Annotated in this window: 15 protein-coding genes; 11 read left to right on the top strand and 4 right to left on the bottom strand. The window is 69.0% G+C overall.

All coding sequences use genetic code 11. From position 1 onward, the window contains the following. The first annotated feature begins 49 nt into the window (after positions 1–49). The 3 genes from hisN to HUA76_RS26755 all read left to right on the top strand — a co-directional run bounded on the left by hisN (position 50) and on the right by HUA76_RS26755 (position 2,183). A complete protein-coding gene (gene hisN, locus HUA76_RS26765) occupies positions 50–829 on the top strand; it encodes a histidinol-phosphatase (protein ID WP_174462447.1) in 780 nt (259 codons plus the stop codon). Continuing rightward, entirely contained in the window at positions 829–1,458 is a 630-nt protein-coding gene (gene hisIE / locus HUA76_RS26760; protein ID WP_174462559.1) for a bifunctional phosphoribosyl-AMP cyclohydrolase/phosphoribosyl-ATP diphosphatase HisIE, read from the top strand. Before hisN ends, hisIE begins: the two co-directional genes overlap by 1 nt. A 179-nt stretch (positions 1,459–1,637) precedes the next feature. Beyond that, positions 1,638–2,183: a DofB protein gene (locus HUA76_RS26755; protein ID WP_246137656.1), complete on the top strand. Its 546-nt coding sequence runs from the start codon at positions 1,638–1,640 to the stop codon at positions 2,181–2,183. A 12-nt stretch (positions 2,184–2,195) separates the two neighbouring features. Here HUA76_RS26755 and HUA76_RS26750 read toward each other — a convergent pair whose 3' ends face one another. Next, positions 2,196–3,338, bottom strand: a complete 1,143-nt coding sequence (locus tag HUA76_RS26750) for a hypothetical protein (protein WP_371823527.1) — start codon at positions 3,336–3,338, stop codon at positions 2,196–2,198. 81 nt (positions 3,339–3,419) lie between these two features. Between HUA76_RS26750 and lpdA the strand changes: the two genes are divergently transcribed. The 5 genes from lpdA (at position 3,420) to lipB (ending at position 10,537) form a co-directional block, all read left to right on the top strand. Continuing rightward, on the top strand, positions 3,420–4,817 hold the full coding sequence (lpdA, locus tag HUA76_RS26745) for a dihydrolipoyl dehydrogenase (protein ID WP_174456726.1): 1,398 nt from the start codon (positions 3,420–3,422) through the stop codon (positions 4,815–4,817). 317 nt (positions 4,818–5,134) lie between these two features. Then, on the top strand, positions 5,135–6,064 hold the full coding sequence (gene lipA, locus HUA76_RS26740; RefSeq protein ID WP_141649413.1) for a lipoyl synthase: 930 nt from the start codon (positions 5,135–5,137) through the stop codon (positions 6,062–6,064). Positions 6,065–6,121: 57 nt separating this feature from the next. After that, complete coding sequence (locus HUA76_RS26735; RefSeq protein ID WP_174462445.1) at positions 6,122–7,384, top strand: dihydrolipoamide acetyltransferase family protein; 1,263 nt, start codon at positions 6,122–6,124, stop codon at positions 7,382–7,384. Positions 7,385–7,544: 160 nt separating this feature from the next. Next, entirely contained in the window at positions 7,545–9,455 is a 1,911-nt protein-coding gene (locus HUA76_RS46520) for a ClpX C4-type zinc finger protein (protein WP_174462444.1), read from the top strand. After that, complete coding sequence (gene lipB / locus HUA76_RS26725; protein ID WP_174462443.1) at positions 9,452–10,537, top strand: lipoyl(octanoyl) transferase LipB; 1,086 nt, start codon at positions 9,452–9,454, stop codon at positions 10,535–10,537. The genes HUA76_RS46520 and lipB overlap by 4 nt, the downstream gene beginning before the upstream one ends. Before the next feature lie 31 nt (positions 10,538–10,568). On the opposite strand, the gene HUA76_RS26720 is transcribed toward lipB, so the two are convergent. The 3 genes from HUA76_RS26720 to glp form a co-directional block, all read right to left on the bottom strand. Next, on the bottom strand, positions 10,569–11,405 hold the full coding sequence (locus HUA76_RS26720) for an MBL fold metallo-hydrolase (RefSeq protein WP_141645343.1): 837 nt from the start codon (positions 11,403–11,405) through the stop codon (positions 10,569–10,571). Positions 11,406–11,454: 49 nt separating this feature from the next. Beyond that, on the bottom strand, positions 11,455–12,129 hold the full coding sequence (gene ribA / locus HUA76_RS26715; RefSeq protein WP_174456721.1) for a GTP cyclohydrolase II: 675 nt from the start codon (positions 12,127–12,129) through the stop codon (positions 11,455–11,457). 125 nt (positions 12,130–12,254) lie between these two features. Continuing rightward, positions 12,255–13,487: a gephyrin-like molybdotransferase Glp gene (glp, locus tag HUA76_RS26710; RefSeq protein WP_174462442.1), complete on the bottom strand. Its 1,233-nt coding sequence runs from the start codon at positions 13,485–13,487 to the stop codon at positions 12,255–12,257. A 175-nt stretch (positions 13,488–13,662) separates the two neighbouring features. Here glp and HUA76_RS26705 point away from each other — a divergent pair, with 175 nt between their 5' ends. From HUA76_RS26705 to HUA76_RS26695, 3 genes are all read left to right on the top strand, one after another. After that, positions 13,663–15,096, top strand: coding sequence for a protease inhibitor I42 family protein (locus tag HUA76_RS26705; RefSeq protein ID WP_141645323.1), 1,434 nt, complete (start codon positions 13,663–13,665; stop codon positions 15,094–15,096). A 107-nt stretch (positions 15,097–15,203) separates the two neighbouring features. After that, positions 15,204–19,037, top strand: a complete 3,834-nt coding sequence (rnr, locus tag HUA76_RS26700) for a ribonuclease R (protein WP_174462441.1) — start codon at positions 15,204–15,206, stop codon at positions 19,035–19,037. 45 nt (positions 19,038–19,082) lie between these two features. Further along, the gene (locus HUA76_RS26695) at positions 19,083–19,826 is read left to right on the top strand and encodes a hypothetical protein (RefSeq protein ID WP_174462440.1); all 744 of its coding nucleotides are present in this window, start codon (positions 19,083–19,085) and stop codon (positions 19,824–19,826) included. Positions 19,827–19,846: the final 20 nt, after the last annotated feature.

Below are 19,846 nucleotides of genomic sequence, written 5' to 3'. Positions count from 1 at the left end.
GAGACGTGGCGCCGAGCGCCTTCAGCGGCCTTCCCATCCGGAGCACGACATGACGAGTGCACAGGGCTTGATGCAGGCGGCGGCCGAAGTCGCGCGCAAGGCCGGGGACGTGGCGCTGGGCTACTTCCGCGGCGGTATCGCAGTGGATACCAAGAGCGACGGCACGCCCGTCACGGTGGCGGACCGCACGGCGGAGCAGACCGCACGCGAATGGCTGGAAGCGCGTTTTCCGGACGACGGCATCCTCGGGGAAGAGTTCGGGGAGACACGGCCGGGTGCTCGGCGCCGATGGATCCTGGACCCCATCGATGGAACAAAGACCTTCATCCGGGGCGTACCTCTATGGGGGACCCTGGTGGCACTGGCGGAAGGGGAGCGCATCCTCGTGGGCGCCGCGTACTTCCCCGCCGTGAGCGAGCTGCTGGTGGCTGCGCCAGGGGAAGGTTGTTTCTGGAACGACAAGCGCGCGCGAGTGTCCGAGCAGGCGGACCTGTCTCGCGCGGTGGTGCTCTCCACGGACGAGCGCTTCCGTCAGCATCCCGAGCGCGGAGAAGCCTGGCGCCGCTTCACCCTCGACGCGGCCATCTCCCGCACCTGGGGCGATTGCTACGGCTACCTGCTGGTGGCCACGGGCCGAGCGGAGGTCATGGTGGACGAGCTGCTCTCGCCCTGGGATGCCGCCGCGCTCCAACCCATCATCGAAGAAGCCGGAGGCGTCTTCACCGACTGGACCGGGCGGCGGACCTCCTTCGGTGGCAACGGCATCGCCACCAACGCGGCCCTGGCCACACTCACCCGTGAGCGCCTGGGCGCGACGGAGGCCACGTGATTCTGGACCTGGACCGACTCGACTTCACCAAGGGCGGTGGCATGGTGACGGTGGTGACTCAAGACGCGCGCACCGGTGATGTGTTGATGGTGGCGCACGCGGACCGCGAGGCACTGGAGCGCACCCTCGCCACGGGGCAGATGCACTACCGTTCGCGCTCGCGTGGCCTCTGGCACAAGGGCGCCACCAGCGGGAACACGCAGCAGGTGGTGTCCCTGCGCGCGGACTGCGACGGTGACGCGGTCCTCGCCCGCGTCGAGAAAGCCGGGCCGGCCTGTCACACCGGCGAGACCACGTGCTTCGGTCCCGGAGGGGGAGACGCGCTGGCCGCGCTGGATGCCACCCTCGCCGAGCGCGCGACCCGACCCGATGCCCCGGGCGAAAAACCCAGCTACACGCGCCGCCTGCTCGCGGACCGCAACCTGCGTCTCAAGAAACTGGGCGAGGAGGCCGCGGAGCTGGTGACGGCCTGCGCGGATGCGGACGCCGGACGCGCCGCCGAGGAGGCAGCCGACCTCCTCTACCACCTCCTCGTCGCGGTGAGGCCGCTCGGGCTCTCCCTGGAAGACGTGAAGGCCGTGCTCGCACGTCGTGCCGCGAAGCCAAAACTTCCCGGCAATGCTGGATGAGCGAGGCTCACCTCGCGTGAGCAGGACACAGGGCTATCAGGGCATTCCACGTATCAAACCCCGTTTCAGGCCGTGTCAGCGTCGACCCGGATGGATTTGTCCGTCACGGCTGCATACGGACAGCAGGATTGCGACGGTGGAGTGATCGCGTGCAGCAGTGACTCTCTTCAACGAAAGGAGTGTTCCTGCTACACATCCAGACGCGCGGCGCTGTGGAGAACGCCGGCCGGGCGCTTCTTGGCATCGAAACCGTCCGCCTCACCGGAGGCATCGTGAACGGCCCCACCACGTACAAGGCAGAGCTCATCGACCGAGTCATCTTCTCCCGCTGGCAGAATCCTCCGACCAAGGAGGACGTCGCGGCGATGCTGGCTCAGATGGAGGAGGCCTCGACGCGGCTCAACTCGCGTCTCATCTACATTGGCTCCGTGAGCCCGAAGTCCAAGGTTCCCGACGCGAACGAGCGCACCATCCTCAACAACTTCCTCGTGGATGCGAGGAAGACGTGTGTCGAGCAGGCGTGGCTCATCTACGAGGGCACGGACCTGCAACACAACCTCCAGCGCGTCATCATCTCTGGCGTGCTCATCCTCACCCGGACCTTCGACAACTTCCTCTCGGTCGCGAAGTCGGGCGAGTCCATCGTCAAGGACGTCAGCGCCGTCCTGAAGAAGGACGCGGCGCCCATCTTCCAGCTCGCCAAGGACCGCGGCCTGGTCGCCTGACGCCGTCGGCGCTCAGCGCGCGCCGAGGATCTCCAACTCCAGGAGCTTGCCGTCCGCGCTCTCGGGGAACACGCTGACCGCGTCCACCTCGACAAGGGGCGCGGCGGGGTTGCAGGTCTCCCACTCGCCCGTGCCACGAAACTGGCACACGGTGGGATTGACGAACGAGAAGCCTCCCTCTGGATCATTCAAGCCCACGCCCTTCGGCGTGCGGACGATGGCTCGCAGGGAGCCTGGGCCTTGCGCCCGGACACGGAACCCCACCAGGTGCTTGAGCGTGGGCGCGTAGCCCGCTCGCAGCGCTCCGTCCGCCGACCAGCGCGTGCCCCGCCTCGCGTTGCTCACCGGGACTCCCGTGAGGAGGTCTCCATCGAACGCCTGGAACGCGGGCTGGGCCCCCAGGAGCTGATCCGGCTTCACCGGCGCGGTCTCCACCGGCTTCGCGCTGGCAGCCGTGAGCAGTGCCGGGGCCCGGGCGCCTTGCTGGGCGGCGGCCGCGCGCAGCACGGACAGCGGCAGCAGGTCCGCGCTCGCGCAGCGGGACACCAGTCCATCCAGGAGCGTGCGCACGGTGGGGGGCAGGTCGACGGAGGCCTGGGCGGCGGGGGCGAGCCCCAGTCGGACGATGGAATCACAGGCCGCCGGGGTGCCTGGGCCCGCGTGCTCCAAGCTCCACTGGAGCTCGGGGATGTTCGGCGCTTGACCGACGGCGGTGTCCAGCAGCGCACGGGCCACGGTCTGCGCGCAGGCGTTGACCCTGGAGGGACAGCGCTCGCAGAGGGCGGCGAGCAGCCCCCGCATGGGGGTGTCCGCCCCCTGGGTGAAGGGGGCTCGGGCGGCCAGCGCTCCGCCCAGCTCACAGGCGCGCGGGGGCGGCTTGTCACAGGCGTCCAGCCGCTTGCGGGCCTCGGCCACGACGGTGGGCTCGTCGGGGGCGCGCAGCGTGGCGTCCAGGGCCCGCTCCACCGCGCGGCACTCAGGGGAGGGGGGAAGCGGCGAGAGGGAGGCGGGGGACGTGGCGGTGGCGTCCCGGGTGGGGGAGCTCGCGGGCGAGGCCCCGGCCGTCTCATCCTGGTGCGTCACGCACCACAGGCGGGTGAAGGCGAGCAGCGCCACGAGCATCAGGAGGAGGGTTCTGAGCGGGAAACGGCGCACGAGCAATCTCCTTGATTCCGACCGGGAGCGGGGGTTATCAGCCCCACCGGGTTCCATCCGCAAATAATGACGGAGGCGTGCGTGGCTGAGACGTTCGACGTGGTGATCATCGGTTCGGGCCCTGGCGGCTACGTGGGTGCCATCCGCGCGGGGCAACTCGGGCTGAAGACGGCCATCATCGAGAAGGACAAGCGTCTGGGCGGTACCTGCCTCCACCGCGGGTGCATCCCCACCAAGTCCCTGCTGTGGACGGCGGAGTTGTTCCACCACGTCAAGGAGGCAGGGGACTTCGGCATCGACCTGTCGAGCCCGACGGTCAACTGGCCGAACGCGATGAAGCACAAGGACAAGGTCGTCACCAAGGGTGCCAACGGCATCGACTTCTTGATGAAGAAGAACAAGGTGACGGTCATCAAGGGCCACGGCCGCATCGCCGGCAAGGGCAAGGTGGAAGTCACCGCCGAGGACGGCTCCAAGCAGGTCCTGGACGCGAAGAACATCATCATCGCGACGGGCTCGGTGCCCAAGTCCCTGCCGAACGTGCCGGTGGACCACAAGCGCGTGCTCAACAGCGACTCCATCCTGCAGCTCGAGCGCATCCCCAAGAGCATCATCGTCCTGGGCGCTGGCGCGGTCGGCTGTGAGTTCGCCTCCATCTTCAACCACGTGGGCAGCAAGACCTCCATCGTGGAGTTCCTGCCCGCGCTGCTCCCCATCGAGGACGCGGACATCTCCAAGGAGCTGGAGAAGCTCTTCCGCCGTCGCGGCATCGACGTGCACACCGGCTCCGCGGTGGAGAAGGTGGAGCACACGGCGGACGGCGTGCGCGTCACCATGAAGGTGGGCAGCGAGACGAAGACGCTGGAGGCGGAGCTGCTGCTGTCCGCCGTCGGCCGCTCGCCCGTCACCGAGGACGTGGGCCTGGACAAGACGTCCATCAAGACGGAGCGCGGCTACATCAAGGTCGACGCGATGCTGCGCACCAGCGAGCCCAACGTCTACGCCGTGGGCGACGTCATCCCCACGCCGATGCTGGCCCACATGGCGAGCTCCGAGTGCGTGCTCGCGGTGGAGCACATCGCCGGGAAGAACCCGCAGCCCATCAACTACGACCTCACCCCGTCGGCCACGTACTGCTACCCCGAGGTCGCCTCGGTGGGCCTGACGGAGAAGAAGGCCAAGGAGCGCGGCTACGACGTCAAGATCGGCAACGCCCCGTTCGGCGCGGTGACGAAGTCGTCCATCACCAATGAGGCCACCGGCCTCATCAAGATCGTCTCCGACAAGAAGTACGACGAGGTGCTGGGCATCCACATCATTGGGCCCCACGCCACGGAGCTGCTGGCCGAGGCGTGCGTCGCGCTGAAGCTGGAGATCACCACCGAGGAACTGGCGGGCACCATCCACGCCCACCCGACGCTCTCGGAAATCGTCCACGAGGGCGCCGAGGCCACGCTGGGTCACCCCCGCCACTTCTAGGCCCAGGCTCGTCGAAGGTCAGGCCGTCCCGGAGCGTGGTTCCGAGGACGGCCTTTCCATGTCCGGCGTCCGCTGGGGCGGGTGGCCAGGATGCCTGCACACCAGGAGGGCCAGCGATGGACCGGCACGCCGTCGGGGCAGCGGCGCCCAAGTCGGGACATCCAGGCCCTCCGGTGCCCAGGTCCGGGGCTGCCCGGCCGGAGCGGGAGCATTAGTAGGAAAGCGACGCGCGCGAAGGGCCTGCCAGAGCTGACGCCTCGCGTTAGAGGCTTCAGGCTTGAACGTCTTCCGCCCAAACCATAGAAGGCCCGCGACCCATGGCGACTCCTGATCGGTTCCCGCTGCCCCAGGTGACTGAGACCACCCGCAAGCCGGACTGGCTGAAGGTCCGGCTGCCGCACGGCGAAGGGTACGAGCGGGTCAAGGCCATCGTGAAGCGCACGAAGCTGGCCACCGTCTGCGAAGAGGCCCGCTGCCCGAACATCGCCGAGTGCTGGGGCGGTGGCACGGCCACGGTGATGTTGATGGGTGAGGTGTGCACGCGCGCGTGCCGCTTCTGCCACGTGAAGGTGGGGGCGCCCCCGCCGTTGGATCCGATGGAGCCCATCCATCTGGCCCAGGCCGTCAAGGAGATGGACCTGGAGTACATCGTCGTCACGTCGGTGAACCGGGATGACCGGCCGGACGGCGGCGCCAGCCACTTCGCCTCCGCCATCCGCGAGCTGCGCCGGGAGAGCCCGCGCACCATCGTCGAGGTGCTCATCCCCGACTTCAAGGGCGTGGAGAAGGACCTGACCACGGTGGCCGAGGCCAAGCCGCACGTCGTCGCCCACAACGTGGAGACGGTGGAGCGCCTCACGCCGACGGTGAGAGACCGCCGCGCGAAGTACGCCCAGTCGCTCAAGGTGCTCGAGTACCTGAAGAACCGTCCCGAGGGCCTCTACACCAAGACGTCCGTCATGGTGGGCCTGGGCGAGACGGACGCGGAGCTGGAGCAGACCTTCAAGGACCTGCGTGAAGTGGGCGTGGACGTGCTCACGCTGGGCCAGTACCTGCAGCCCTCGCAGTACCACCTGCGGGTGGAGCGCTTCGTCACCCCGGCGCAGTTCGAGTCGTACAAGAAGCTGGCCGAGTCCTACGGCTTCCTCTACGTGGCCTCGGGTCCGCTGGTGCGCTCCAGCTACCGCGCCGCCGAGTTCTTCATGAAGGGCCTGATGGAGCGCGAGCGCCTCGAGCGGCTCGGCTGACCGGGCCTCGATTCGTGGCTTGACGCAACCCCCGTTCCTCTCGGAAAGACACCCCCCATGGCAACCTTCGAATTCAAGCTCCCCGACCTCGGTGAAGGCGTGATGGAGGGCGAGCTGGTCAAGTGGCACGTCAAGGCCGGCGACGTCGTCAAGGAAGACCAGGTGCTCGCCGAGGTGATGACGGACAAGGCCACCGTCACCGTCCCCAGCCCGAAGGCCGGGCGCGTCGTGTCGACGCACGGCAAGGAAGGGGACATCGCGAAGGTGCACCACCCCCTCGTCACGCTGGAGATCGACGGCGCGGCTCCGGCGCACGCGGCGGGCCATGGCGCGGCGGCTCCGGCGCAGGCGGCCGCGGCGGCTCCGGCGCAAGCGACGGCGCCCGCGGCGGGTGCTTCGGCGCAGGCGTCGAAGGTGCTGGCCACGCCGGTGACCCGGCGCATGGCGCGCGAGCACGGGTTGGACCTGGCGACCATTCCGGGCAGCGGTCCGCAGGGGCGGGTGACGAAGGCGGACGTGGTGGCGGCGCTGGAGGGTGGCGGGGAGCAGAAGAACGTGGTGGCGGCTCCCTCGCAGGCGCGTCCCGCGGTGCCGGCCGTGTCGTCGGGTCGGGCGGACGAGCGCGTTCCTCTGCGGGGGCTGCGCAAGAAGATCGCCGAGAAGATGGTGCGCTCGAAGTTCACGATGCCGCACTTCGCCTTCGTGGAAGAAGTGGACGCGACGGACCTGGTGGCACTGCGCACCCGGCTCAACGCGCAGCTCGCGGCGTCGGGTGACAACACCAAGCTCAACTACCTGCCGTTCATCATCAAGGCGACCATCGCCGCGCTGAAGAAGTTCCCGCACCTGAACGCCAACTTCGATGAGGCGGCGCAGGAGCTGGTGGTGCGCGGCGAGTACAACATCGGCATGGCGGTGGCGACGCCGGACGGCCTCACCGTGGCGGTGGTGAAGGACGCGGACCGGCTGACGCTGGCGGAGATTGCTCGCGAGACGGCGCGTCTGGGAGCTGCCGCGAAGGAGCGGAAGCTGAAGCTGGAGGAGCTGACGGGCGGCACCTTCACCATCACCTCGCTGGGGCAGAGCGGTGGCCTGTTCGCCACGCCCATCATCAACCACCCCGAGGTGGGCATCATGGGCGTGCACAAGCTCAAGAAGCGCCCGGCCGTGGTGAAGGATCAGATCGTCATCCGCGACATGATGAACCTGTCGCTGTCGTGCGATCACCGCGTCATCGACGGCTCTGTGGCCGCGGACTTCGTCTACGAAGTCATCAAGTACCTGGAGAAGCCGGACCTGCTGTTCCTGGCCATGGCGTGATGTCTCGCCCAGAGGCCCGGGTGGCGTGGTCGCCCGGGTTTCGAGGCTGGGATGTCCCCTGGGCCGCCGGGGAGGGGGCTGACCGCTCGCCGGCGATTGCGTCTCGTGGAATGCGTCGAGGCCGGGCGGTGGTCCACCAAGACGGTTAGGCTCTGTCCGTATGGCCGAGAACCCTCGCGAGCTGATCCGCGCCGCGCAGTCCGCCGAGCTGCGGGGTGACGTGACTCGCGCCGTGGAGTGCCTCCAGCAAGCGGCGGCGTTCTATCGGAACGCGGGCAATGCCCCCCGAGCGCTCCAGTTGCTGCGCCATGCGCGCAGGCTGGATACGAGCCGCCTGGACATCCTCGAGGAGGTGAACCGCCTCGAAGGGATGACGGAGACGCTTCTGCCGACTCAAGGGGGCGAGGAGGAAGATGACGGCCAACTGGTGCTGTCCGTGGAGGATCTCCCGCTTCCTGAGCTTGTTCGTCGGCAACGCCTCATCCAGGACGCGCTGCTCGACGTGGAGTCGCAGCCGACAGGGAAGTCCCCCGAGCTCGCGGCCTGGGTGCTGGACACGGAAGTGAGCGAGGACCTCCAGCGCCTCGAAGCCCAGCTCGCTCGGGTCGCAGCCTCCGTGGACCCAGGGGCGTCCGAAGGGCAGAAGCTTCATCCGGCGCGGAGCGCGGCCTCCGTGGAGCCAGGAGCTTCGGAGGGGCAGAACTTTCATCCGATTCGGAGCTCGGTCTCGGCGGAGTCAGGGGCGTCCGCGGGGCAAGGCTTTCATCCGGTTCGGAGCGCGGCCTCCGCGGACCCAGGGGACTCGAAGGGGTTGGAGTTCCTGTCCGCGCAGCGCGAGGCCTCGGTGGAGTCAGGGGGCTCGAAGGGGTTGGAGTTTCTGGTCGGCCGGAGCGCAGCCTCGGCGGGGTCCACTCCGCGTGGGATGGTTCCGTCGGTGGCTCGGGATGCGTTGCCTTCTCGCGGTTCGGAGTTCGTGCGTGCGGAGCGTTCACCTGGCGCCGTGGACGAGCAGCTCTTCGAGTCACGATGGAGACCCGGCTCGCCGGAAGGTGAGGAACCGTTCGGAGATGGGCTGCTCGCGCCGACGGGGCAGGCCGATGCGCGAGACTCGGATGTGGAGGCCTTCGCCGCGCACGCGTCGGAGGACGACACCACGCCGAGGCGCAGGCGCGGACCGCGAATCATCGAGCGCGGCCCCGCTCGCGCGGACGCGGCGCTGGATGCGTGGTGCTCGTTCTGCTGCCGCCCTCGCGCGGAGGTCGGAGACTTGGTCGCGGGACCGGCCGGTGCCTTCATCTGCAAGGCGTGTCTGACGGAGTCCGCATCGCTGCTCGGAGACGTGAGTCCTGTGCCGCTCCCGGCGCGTCCTCGCTCGCCGGTGCGTGCCTCGGCCGCGATGGACTTCGTGGGTCAGCCCGATGTCCGCTCGTCGATGGAGCGAGCGCTCCAGTCGGGTGCTCGCTGCATCCTGCTGGTGGGGGCCGAGGGCTGGGGCAAGAGCGTCCTGCTCCAGATGCTCCAGCGACAGGGCAGGGGGACCCTCACCCCGGTGGCTTCGCTCGCGGAGGACCTGTCGGCCTCGCCCCTGTTCGTCGAGGACGTGGATCGCCTGAGCACGGAGCACCAGACCGCGCTCTCCGTCTTCCTCGCTCGTGAGTCGCGGCCCTCCGTGGTGCTCAGCGCGCGAGGGCTCGCACCCGAGCCGGGGAAACTCATCCTGCGCGGAGGCGAGGAGCGCCTCTTGGTGCCCACGACGGAGGCCTTGTCGCGCGCGGTACGTGGCGTCATCCCCGTGAGCATCCTGGAGCACGTCCAGGTGCTGCTCAGCCTGCACCCGCCCACGCGCGAGGACTACGTGGAGATGGCCCGCGTGCGACTGGCGCTGCGTGAGCCGGCGACCTCGCTGTCCGACAGCGTCCTCTCCGCCTTCGCCGCCGAGGCCGAGCGCTCCCCCCGCGCCGGCCACGAACTCCAGGCACTCCTCCAGCGGGTTCCCCCAGGTACCTGGGAACTCGAGAACGTGACGAAGCCGACGCCCCTTCGAAAGGGCCGGCGGAAGGGAACGTCGTGAACACCATCACCGTCTACCGGCTCGGCCGGGTGGAGTACGAGGACGGCCTCAACCTGATGCGCCTCTTCGGCGACTCACGTCGGGAGGGCCTGAGCGGTGACGTGCTGCTGTTGCTGGAGCACCCGCCCGTGCTCACGCTGGGCCGGGGCGCGAAGCGGGAGAACATCACCGCCTCCGACGCGAGCCTCTCCGCGGAGGACGTGAATGTCTTCGAGACGAACCGGGGCGGCGACGTCACCTACCACGGGCCCGGCCAGATTGTCGGCTACCCCATCTTCCTGCTCCCGGAGTCGCGCCGCGACGTCCGCCGCTACGTGCGTGACGTGGAGCGCTCCATCATGCAGGTCCTGTCCGAGTGGGGCATCACCGCGGGCCCCATCGTCAAGTGGCCCGGCGTGTGGATTGGCGAGGAGGGTGCGCCCGACGCGCGGAAGATCGCCGCCATCGGTGTCCACCTGTCCAGGTGGCTCACCACGCACGGCTTCGCGCTCAACGTGAACACGAAGATGGAGCACTTCCGCTTCATCGTGCCCTGCGGAATCCGCGAGGCCGGTGTCACCTCCATGCAGCGGGAGCGCGGGCACGCAGTCCCTGTCCCGGATGTGGAAGAGGCGCTCGCCCGGAGCTTCTGCGCCGTGTTCGACAGCGAGCGCGTGGATGCCCCTGCGCCCATGCGCACCGTCAGCATCGCCGTCGTGCGAGGTCGAGGCCCGGAGGCGCGCGTGTTGCTCGTGCGACGTCGTCCTGAGCGCGGCGGCTTCTGGCAGATCCTCACCGGCCGCGTGGAGGATGGAGAGTCACCCACCCAGGCCGCGATCCGAGAGCTGGAGGAGGAGACGGGCCTTCGACTTCCCGTGGAGGACCTGGCCTACCGTCACTCCTTCGCCATCGGCGAGACGTTGCCGCCCGTGCTCGCGGAGGAGAGTGGCTTCGCCGTCCACGTCGCGCCGGACACCGAGGTCCGCCTGGGCCCCGAGCACGATGACTTCGAGTGGGTGGACGTCCCCACCGCCATGGAGCGCCTGCCATTCGCGGGGCTGCGCGAGGCGGTGAAGCGCGCGGTGTCAGCGCGCGACGCCTGAATGAAGCCACGGCCGCGCCCGCTTCGCGCGGCTACAGCTTGATGACCATCGACTCCTTGGCGGCGATGGCCTCCGGGCGGCGCCTGCGCACCTGCCGCAGCAGCTTGTCCATGGCCGCGTCGTCGCGCGAGGGGTCATGGTGGAAGAGCACCAGCGTCTTCACCTGCGCGGCGTCCGCGGCGGCCACGGCGGCCTGCCATGTCGAGTGCCCCCAGCCCGTGCGCGCCGGCCCACAGCGGCCGTGGTACTCGTCCTCCGTGTACATGGAGTCGTAGATGAGCAGGTCCGCGCCCCGCGCGAAGTCGAACAGCCCCGAGTCCAGATCACTGCCGTGCTCGACATCCGTGGCGTAGACCACGGAGCGCCCACCGCACTCCACGCGGTACCCCAGGTTGCCGCCCGGGTGGTTCAACTCCAACCAGCGCACCTGGGCGGGGCCGAGCTGGAGCGTTCCTCCCGGAGAGAGGTCCCGGTACGTGAGCTTCGCGCGGAAGGCCCCCTCCGCCGTCACGGGGAAGTAGGGCTGCACCATCTGCCCACCCAGCAGCTCCCGGGTGGTGCGCCCGTTGCGTGACGGCCCGTTCAGGGTCAGCTCGCTCGTCGGGATGAAGATGGGCGCGAAGAAGGGAAGGCCCTGCAGGTGGTCGTAGTGGTAGTGCGAGATGAAGATGTTGCCGCGCACCGGCCCGGGGGGCCCCATGAGCAAGGAATCGCCCAGCGCACGCGCTCCCGAGCCCAGGTCGAAGATCAGCAGCTCATCCCCACACCGCACCTCCACGCACGGCGTGTTGCCGCCGTAGCGCTTCGTCTGCGGACCGGGGGAGGGGATGGAGCCGCGCACTCCCCAGAAGCGCACCTCGAAGGGCACACGGGCTTGATTGCGCACGACGGCGTTGCGCCGCCGCGCAGGCGCCTTCTCAGCCGGCCTTGGCTTCCGTGTCGTCGTCCTCGGCGAAGAGCTCAATCAGGTGCCCCGTACGCTCGCGCTTCGTCCTCAGGTAGTCGACGTTATGCGGATTGTGCTCGGTCCGGGAAGGGATTCGACGCAGGACGGGAATGCCTTCCTCCACCATCCCGGCGATCTTCAGCGGATTGTTGGTGATGAGGTCCACCGAGCGTACGTCCAGCGAGCGCAACATCTCCGCCGCGATGTCGTAGCTGCGCAGGTCGTCCGCGAAGCCGAGCTGGCGGTTGGCCTCGTACGTGTCCAACCCCTTGGACTGGAGGGCGTACGCCTTGATTTTGTTGCCCAGGCCGATGCCTCGGCCTTCCTGGCGCAGGTAGAGCACCACGCCCAGCTTCTGCTGGGTGATGAAGTCCAGCGCCCGGTCCAACTGCTCGCGGCAGTCGCACTTCAAGCTGCCGAAGACCTCGCTCGTCAGGCACTCGGAGTGGATTCGCACCGGCACCCCTTCCTCACCGGACACGTTGCCCGCGACGAGCGCCACGTGCTCTCGACCGTTGCGGCGATCCCTGAACACGATGGTCCGCAGGGGCCCCCGCTCCGTGGGGATGTCCGCCTCCGAGAACCGCTCCAGGTGCTGCGTCGGTTTACGGGTCGGAAGAACCTGGGGTGAGCGAATGTCCGACATGATGGTTCATTCTCCAGATGCGAGGCCCCCTGTTTGGTGCCCCCATGCGCGCAAGTCAAGGCGGACTCACCACCGCTGCCGCCTGAAATCCTCCGCAAAGATGCACGATGGACGGCTCCGGTTTCTCAAGCCCCCCAGGAGAGCGGCAACAATTCCACCGGGTCTCCATGAGACAAGCTGCTGGCTTCCCGCGCGAAGTGCAGCAGATGCGTGGCCGTCGCCGCGGAACGGAGCACGCCCGACGTCTGGGTGGCCAGGGGGCGCGCCCAGAGGTTGCCGTCCTTCCAGGCAGCCGTCACCCGGACGAAGTGCGCCAGCCCTGGAGGCTTGGACAGCCGACCATCCAGGCGCCCAGGCACTCGCGAGGGGTCCACGTCGGTGTGGCCGAGCAGCCGGCGGAGCGCCGGCCTGACGAAGAGCTCGAAGGTGACCAGCGACGAGGTGGGGTTGCCCGGCAGACCGAAGAACAGCGTGCTCCCGCGCTTGCCCACCACCAGCGGCTTGCCCGGCTTGATGGCCACGCGCCACAGATGCTGTTGCACCCCGATGGCGGCAAGGACCTCCTTCACGTAGTCGCGCTCACCCACGGACACGCCCGCGCTGGTGAGCACCACGTCGAAGCCGTGGGCGCGCGACAGGAACTCGCCCACGGAGTCCCGCGTGTCCTGGGCGATGCCCAGCAGGGACGGGTGCCCGCCCGCGCGGCGGACCGCGAGCGCCAGTGACGGAGCGTTGGTGTCGACGATGCGGCCCCTCGGGGGCTCGTCGGCGCGGCACAGTTCGTCGCCCGTGGAGAGGATGGCCACCCGGGGCGCGCGCGGCACCGGCGCCGACAGGATGCCCTGGGCCCAGAGCAACCCCAGCTCGGGGATGCCCAGCGGGGTGCCTCGGGCCAGCAAGAGCGTCCCTTCCTTCGCGTCCTCGCCGCGGGGCCGCACGTGCTGGCCTGACTCCACGGCCTCCAGGATGTCCACCTGATCCGCGCCCCCATCCGGCACGGGGCGGACCCGCTCGCGCATGACCACGGCGTCCGCGCCCACGGGGAGGGGAGCGCCCGTCATGATCCGCACGCAGGTACCCGGTCGGACCTCTTGGCGCGGCGTGCCGCCCGCGTAGACGGTCTCCAACACGGGCAGTCTCACCGGCAGCGGGCCCGCCAGGTCGTCGGCGCGCACCGCGTAGCCGTCCATCGCCGAGTTGTCCCAGGGAGGCAGCGTCCGCTGGGCAAGCACGTCCTCCGCCAGCGTCCTGCCCAGCGCATCATCGAGGGCCAGCCACTCGGCTGACAGGGGCGTGGCCAGGGCCAGCACCCGGGCTCGGGCCTCGTCTTCCGGAAGCAGCGTCGCGGCGTCGTTCATGGGCGTCATCTTCAGCCCGGTTCGCACCCAAAGTCCGAGAGAAAATCAAGTGTTAGTTTGACAGCCCATCTGATCATCGTTACAAGCTCCAATCATCGCGAAGCCTGCCAGTCCTCCTGGGGGTGGCGTGGCAACCCGTTGAAAGTACACGGGAACTCTCAAGGAGACAGCGTCGATGGCCAAGCCCAAGTCCGGGGCCAAGAAGGCGACTCCCGCTGGAAAGACTGGCGCGAAGTCCGCCGCGAAGAAGGATAAATCCGCCCGGCTGGACCTGATCAAGAACGCGTCCAAGCGGGTCGCTACCTCGACGACGAAGCTGGTGAAGGGGGTCGGGGATTCGGTGACGAAGGGCGCGAAGGCCGCAGCGAAGAAGGCGGCCGTCGAGACCGCTCCCGAGAAGGAGAAGGTCATCGAGAAGGACAAGGCTGTCGAGAAGGAGAAGGCCGCGGAGAAGGCGCCTTCCAAGAAGTCAGCGGCGAAGCCCGCTCCCGCCGCGAAGTCCGCGACGGCGAAGGCGGCGGCTCCCGCTGCGAAGACTCCCGCTGGAACGAAGGGCACGACGGGCAAGGGCGCCGGAAAGGCAGCCTCCGCTCCCGCGGTTCCCGCCGTGGAGAAGCCGCGTCCTCGCGCCACCAAGCTGCCGCCCCCGGGCGAGCCGCTCACCAAGCGTGAGATGGAGCAGTTGCTCACCGCGGGCGAGGGTCGTGGCGTGATGGGCGAGGGCAGCCTCAAGGGCCGTCTGGTCGTCCTCAACGAGATGCCCAACCTGGTGGTGGTGGGGCGCGACAAGCGAGAGCTCACGTTCCTGCTGCAGGGACCGGATCAGGAAGTCCTCCCCGCCTACGTGAACCACAAGGTCTCCGTCAGCGGGATGATCCGCAAGACGACCAACCACGGCGGCGTGGTGGACGTGCGCAAGTACTCCGCGAAGAAGCCGGAGGCCGAGGTCGTGGAGGCTCCGCCCGCGGACACCGAGCCCCGGCTGCGCTACCTGTCGCCCGGTGAAGTCTCCATGGTGACGGCGGCCGGCATGGGCGCGGGCATCAAGGGCTTCGCGGCCGTGCGCGGAAATCTGGAGATGAACGGCGAGGAGTTCATCCTCGTCGTCTCCAACGGCGGCACGCGCCAGCAGGTGTCGTTCCTCATCGAGGGCAAGGCCGCCGTCAAGAGCCTGCGCAAGAACGTGGGCCACACGCTGCAGGTCATGGGCGTGGTGGACAAGCTCTCCGGCTGGGGTGGTCGCATCACCGCGGAGAACGTGGAGCCGCGTCCGTCGGAAGCTCGCGCCGTGTCGCGCGACGAGATGGAGATGGTCCACATCGAGGGCGAGGTGCCCACGTCCGTCGACGTGAAGCTCAACCACGGCCTCACCGTGCGCCTGCCCGAGCAGCCCGGGTTCACCTGGGCCATCGAGCCGACGGCGGCCAAGCGCGTGGGTCTGCGCGAAGCCAACTTCGAACCGGGTCCCAACGGCGGCTCGGCCACGCGCGAGTTTTTCTTCACTCCCCGAAACCCGGGGACTTTCGAGGTGGAGTTCTTCCTGGCCAAGGCGCTGACGCCGGGCCTGGTGGACCGCTCCTTCAAGATCAACGTCACGGTCAAGCCCTGAACTTCGCTTCCTGGAGAAGGTTCCGGGAAGCAGTCGGTCGCCGGGGGGTTCCCGCCCGGCCGCTTCGGGCTTACCCGTTCCCGTAGCGGCCGAGCCGCGACCCCACCGTGAGCATTTCTTCCGACCTTCTCCAGCAGATCCTCTCCGACGCCGACCACCCGCTGGGCATCAAGGAGCTCCTGCGACTCGCGGGCCTGCACCCTGGCCAGCAGACCGAGCTCAAGCGCTCCCTCCGGGACCTCGTGCGTCAGGGCCACATCGTCAAGGAGGGCAAGCGCTTCCTGCGCCCCCAACCTCGGCGTGATGACGGCCTGCCTGTTCCTCCCCCCGTAGCTCCCGACGTGCCGGACGTCGTCGCTGTGCGCGGCGATCACCGACCCCGGCAGGAGAAGGGGCGCCCCTACGACGCCCCCACGCGCGAGCGCCTCACGGGCCAGGGTGCCCGAGGCCAGGAGGGCGGTGGCTTCAAGGGCCGCTCACCCAACGCCCAAGGCTCGCGAGATTTCGCGCGGACCGACGGCGCGCGTGGCCGCGAGCGCCGGGACTTCAACAAGCCAGGCTCGTCGCGTCGTGACGAGGGGCGCGAGCGCTTCGGTCATCGGGGCCCGCGTCGTCCGGCGTTCGGCGAGGTGTTGGACACGGTGGAGGGCATCCTCCACGTCCACCGCGACGGCTTCGGCTTCGTGCATCCGGTGGGTGGAGAGGGCGAGAACATCTTCCTGCCTCCGGCCGAGGCGCAGCGCGCGCTCGACAATGACCGGGTGGTGGTGGAAGTGGCGGGTCGGCCCGGCCGGTACGAGGGGCGACTGGTGCGCGTCGTCGACCGTCGCCGCGAGCTGGCGGTGGGCGTCTACACGACGCAGGGCCGCCATGCGCTGGTGCTGCCCACCGACACCAGCCTTCCCGGCCCCATCCGCGTGCCGCAGACGCAGATGGCCCAGGAAGGAGACCTGGTGAAGGTGCGCCTGGGCGTGGGCGCGAACCTGTTGGAGCCGGGACGCGGACTGTTCGGCGAGGTGGCCGGCTCGCTCGGCAAGCCGGGGACTCCCAGCTCGGAAGTGATTGGCATCGCCTACTCGCAGGGCTTCTCGGACGAGTTCCCTCCGGAGGTCATGGACGAGGCGGACCGCTACGCCGTGAAGGTGTCGGAGGAAGAGGCGAGCGGCGAACAGCGCAAGGACCTGCGCTCGATGCAGCTCGTCACCATCGACGGTGAGGACGCGCGCGACTTCGACGACGCGGTGTACGTGGAGGACCTCGCGGGCGGGTGGCGGCTGGTGGTCGCCATCGCGGACGTGACGCACTACGTGCGCGAGCGCAGCGCGTTGGACGCGGAGGCCCTGCGTCGCGCGACGTCCGTGTACCTGCCGGACCGCGTGCTGCCCATGCTTCCGGAGCGGCTCAGCAACGGCATCTGCTCCCTGCGGCCGGACGAAGACCGGCTGTGCATGGTGGCGGACATGACGTTCGACGCCCAGGGACAGCGGCGCTCGTCCACGCTCTACCCGGCGGTGATGCGCAGCGCGGCGCGCTGCACGTACAACGAAGTGCAGGACGTCCTCGACGGCAAGAGCGTGCCGCACCGCGATGCCTTCAAGCCGCACTTCGAGAAGATGATGTCGCTGGCCCGCGCGCTGATGAAGATGCGCAAGGAGCGGGGCGCCATCGACTTCGACATCCCCGAGCACAAGGTGGTGCTGGGCAAGGACGGCCTGCCCGAGCGCATGGACAAGCGCGAGCGCAAGGACAGCCACCGGCTCATCGAGGAGTGCATGCTCGCCGCCAACGAGGCGGTGGCGCGCTTCTTCCAGGACGAGGGCCTGCCCACGGTGTACCGGTTCCATGGCGAGCCGGACCCGGAGAAGCTGGCCGCCTTCGGGGCGCTGGCGCAGGCGTATGGCTTCAAGCTGGTCATCGACGACGGCGTGTCCTCGAAGGAACTGGACGCGTTCATCAGCCAGCTCACGGGTCACCCGGAGCAGCGGGCGCTGAACCAGCTCCTGCTTCGCTCGATGATGCAGGCCGTGTACACGCCGTCGAAGGTGGGCCACTACGGCCTCGCGGCGGAGCACTACCTGCACTTCACCTCGCCCATCCGGCGGTATCCGGACCTGCTGGTGCACCGGCTGTTGAAGGCGCACTGGGCGCGGGAGGGGCGCAAGCCGTCCCTGGCGATGTTGGACCGCGAGGAGGAGAAGCTCGAGGACATGGCCATGCAGTGCTCCGACAGGGAGCGCGCGGCCATGCAGGTGGAGCGAGAGGTGGTGTCCTTCTACGCGACCTTGATGATGAAGGACCGCGTCGGCGAGGAGTTCGCGGCCACCGTGGCGGCCATCACCGACTTCGGGTTCTTCGTCGAACTGGACGCCGAGCACGTCGAGGGTCTGGTGAAGGCGGAGACGCTGGGGCCCGGCTCGAAGCTGGACAAGCAGACGCACTCGCTCGTGTATCCGAACGGGCGGCGTGTGCGCGTGGGACAGAAGCTGCGCGTGCGACTGTTGTCGGCGAATCCGACGGCGCGGAAGATCGACTTCGACGCGCTCCAGTTCGCGGGCGAAGCGCTGCTGTCGCGACATGAGGGTGGCGCACCCGCGCGTCGTCGCCCCGAGCCGCGTGAGCAGCAACTGCCGTACGGCAAGCCCAAGCCGGGCAAGCCCGGACAGTGGGAGCGCGACACGACCAAGGGTGCGCCGGCTCGCTCCTGGGCCGCGCGTGAGGAACCCGCGCGTCCTCGTGGGCGCTTCGTGCGCGAGGGGCGACGCGAGGAGGCCTCGCCTCCCCGCAGCGAGTCCACGTTCAAGAAGCCCTGGCGAGACGACACGGCGAAGACGCAAGCCGGTCCTCCGGGGGCTCGGTCTCCGGGAGAAGCTCACGGGCCGAAGCGGAGGATGTTCGTGCGGCCGGAGCAGGGCGCGAGCTCGGACGTGAGCAGCGCGCCCGTGCAGGAGACGCAAGAGGTCCGCGAGGAAACCGTGCCCGAGGTGCCTGACACGACGACGTCCTGGTCGGATCCGAGCACGAGCGAGAGCATGGGGGCGTCACCGCATCCCGGCTTTGACCGGCTGCGTGCGTTGGCCTCGCAGAGCCAGCCCGTGGGGAAGGGTGGCCGGCCCTCGCAGCCGCGTCATGGGCAGGGGCAGGGACGTGGAGGCAAGCCCGCGTCGAAGGACTCTCGCTTCAACCGCCCCGCGTCCGTGTTCGTGCCTCCGAAGCCGCCCGCGGAGACGAAGCCTGAGTTCGCGCCGGAGAACTGGCAGCCTTCGGTTCCGCCCGAGCCTCCGGCGAAGCCGCCGGTTCGCGAGCAGCGAGAGCCCGCAGCGCGTTCGACGCCCGAGGTGGCGCCGTCGCGGCCCGCGGAGGTCCCCGCGAAGTCGCCTGAGCGTCTGTCACCCCCAGCGGCGGAAGTCCGTGCTCCGCCTGTGTCCGAGTCGCCTGTGGCTCGGCCCACGGAGGTGGCCCCGCAGCCAGGGCCCAAGAGCGAGAGCGTCAAGCCCGCGCCCGAGAAGGCACCGAAGCGCACGACCGCCGTCAAGCGTGGTGCGGCCAAGGTGTCCGCGGAGGCGGCCCCGGCGGCGCGTTCTCCGACCGCGAGACCGACGGCGGTGGGCAAGAAGCCCGTCGTCACGGTGAAGAAGGCCGCTTCGGGCAAGGCTTCGGCTCCGGTGAAGAAGGCCGCGGCAAAGAAGGCTCCGGCAAAGAAGGCTCCGGTGAAGAAGGCCGCTCCTTCGAAGCCCGTCGCCAAGAAGTCGCCCAAGGCCAAGGTCGCGAAGGCCAAGGTGGCCACGGCAAAGCCGACCAGGTCCAAGGTGCCCAAGACCCAGGTGAAGTCGCCCCGGTCGAAGGCTCCCAAGGTCCAGGCGAAGAGCGCGGCGAAGCCCGGCAAGTCATCCGTGTCGGGTGGCAAGGCGCGCGGCGCGGTCAAAGGGCGGACGAAGCGCTGAAGCCTGTCGCTGACGTGTATCGAGGACGCTGGACTGGAGATTCGCGTGCTTCACCGTCCTCGCTACATGCCCGCCGACCTGTCTTCGGCGCCGCTGTCCTTCGCTTGGAGCAACGAAATCGCTGTCTCGTTCAGCGATCCGAACGCGCAGCCTCGGCAGTTGGTCGAGAAGGTCTGGTCGCTCGACTACAAAGCCAAGGCGGCTCTTGGCCTGGCTTGCCTGGAGTGGGTGCTCTTTCGGCTGGATGGCCACACGGATGTCGGAGATCCGCTCCAGCGTGTCGAGGCCGCCTGGGCGTCCATCCTCGACAAGGGCTATGCGAGGAGCCTGGACTTCGACGACGTCCGTGACGAGGTCAATCGCAAGGGAGATCCCGACGGGCCTCGCCAGAAGGCGCTGCTCCTCCTCGATGACCTGCACTTCGCCTGGGGCAAGAGCCGCACGGCGCTCGAATGGACCGCGGTCAAATCCGCGCACCTCGCGCGCAGGGTGGTGCCCGCGTCGAGTGGGTACGAGGACTGGCTGGAACGCACCTTGGACGCACTGAGCGCCGCCCATCCATGCAGCGCTGGGTTCTCGCACAGCGCACGGACCTTCGACCATTCCGCTGAACCACCGATTCCGCGTGCCTGGTTCGAGTCGCTTACCGTGCCTCTCGATGAGGCGGCGGACCGCGCCGCATGGGACGCGTTCCTGCGGGGATTGGACCCGGGCGACAACCCCTACCTCGTGCTCGCGGACGAACTCCGCGCAGAGGGCTTCAGGGGCGAGCCGTATCGACTGGCCTGAGCGCGCGCCCATTGGGGCCA

The organism is Myxococcus sp. CA056, assembly GCF_013336715.1.
GTDB classification, from domain to species: domain Bacteria; phylum Myxococcota; class Myxococcia; order Myxococcales; family Myxococcaceae; genus Myxococcus; species Myxococcus llanfairpwllgwyngyllgogerychwyrndrobwllllantysiliogogogochensis.
Note: the sequence above shows the minus strand (reverse complement) of the source record. Positions and strands in the feature narration are given on the sequence as shown.

What these genes read in the sequence shown, in the direction of transcription:
- hisN (WP_174462447.1), top strand. Translation starts at nt 50, where the DNA reads ATGACGAGTGCACAGGGCTTGATGCAGGCGGCGGCCGAAGTCGCGCGC.
- lipA (WP_141649413.1), top strand. Translation starts at nt 5,135, where the DNA reads ATGGCGACTCCTGATCGGTTCCCGCTGCCCCAGGTGACTGAGACCACC.
- HUA76_RS26735 (WP_174462445.1), top strand. Translation starts at nt 6,122, where the DNA reads ATGGCAACCTTCGAATTCAAGCTCCCCGACCTCGGTGAAGGCGTGATG.
- HUA76_RS46520 (WP_174462444.1), top strand. Translation starts at nt 7,545, where the DNA reads ATGGCCGAGAACCCTCGCGAGCTGATCCGCGCCGCGCAGTCCGCCGAG.
- ribA (WP_174456721.1), bottom strand. Translation starts at nt 12,129, where the DNA reads ATGTCGGACATTCGCTCACCCCAGGTTCTTCCGACCCGTAAACCGACG.
- glp (WP_174462442.1), bottom strand. Translation starts at nt 13,487, where the DNA reads ATGAACGACGCCGCGACGCTGCTTCCGGAAGACGAGGCCCGAGCCCGG.
- HUA76_RS26705 (WP_141645323.1), top strand. Translation starts at nt 13,663, where the DNA reads ATGGCCAAGCCCAAGTCCGGGGCCAAGAAGGCGACTCCCGCTGGAAAG.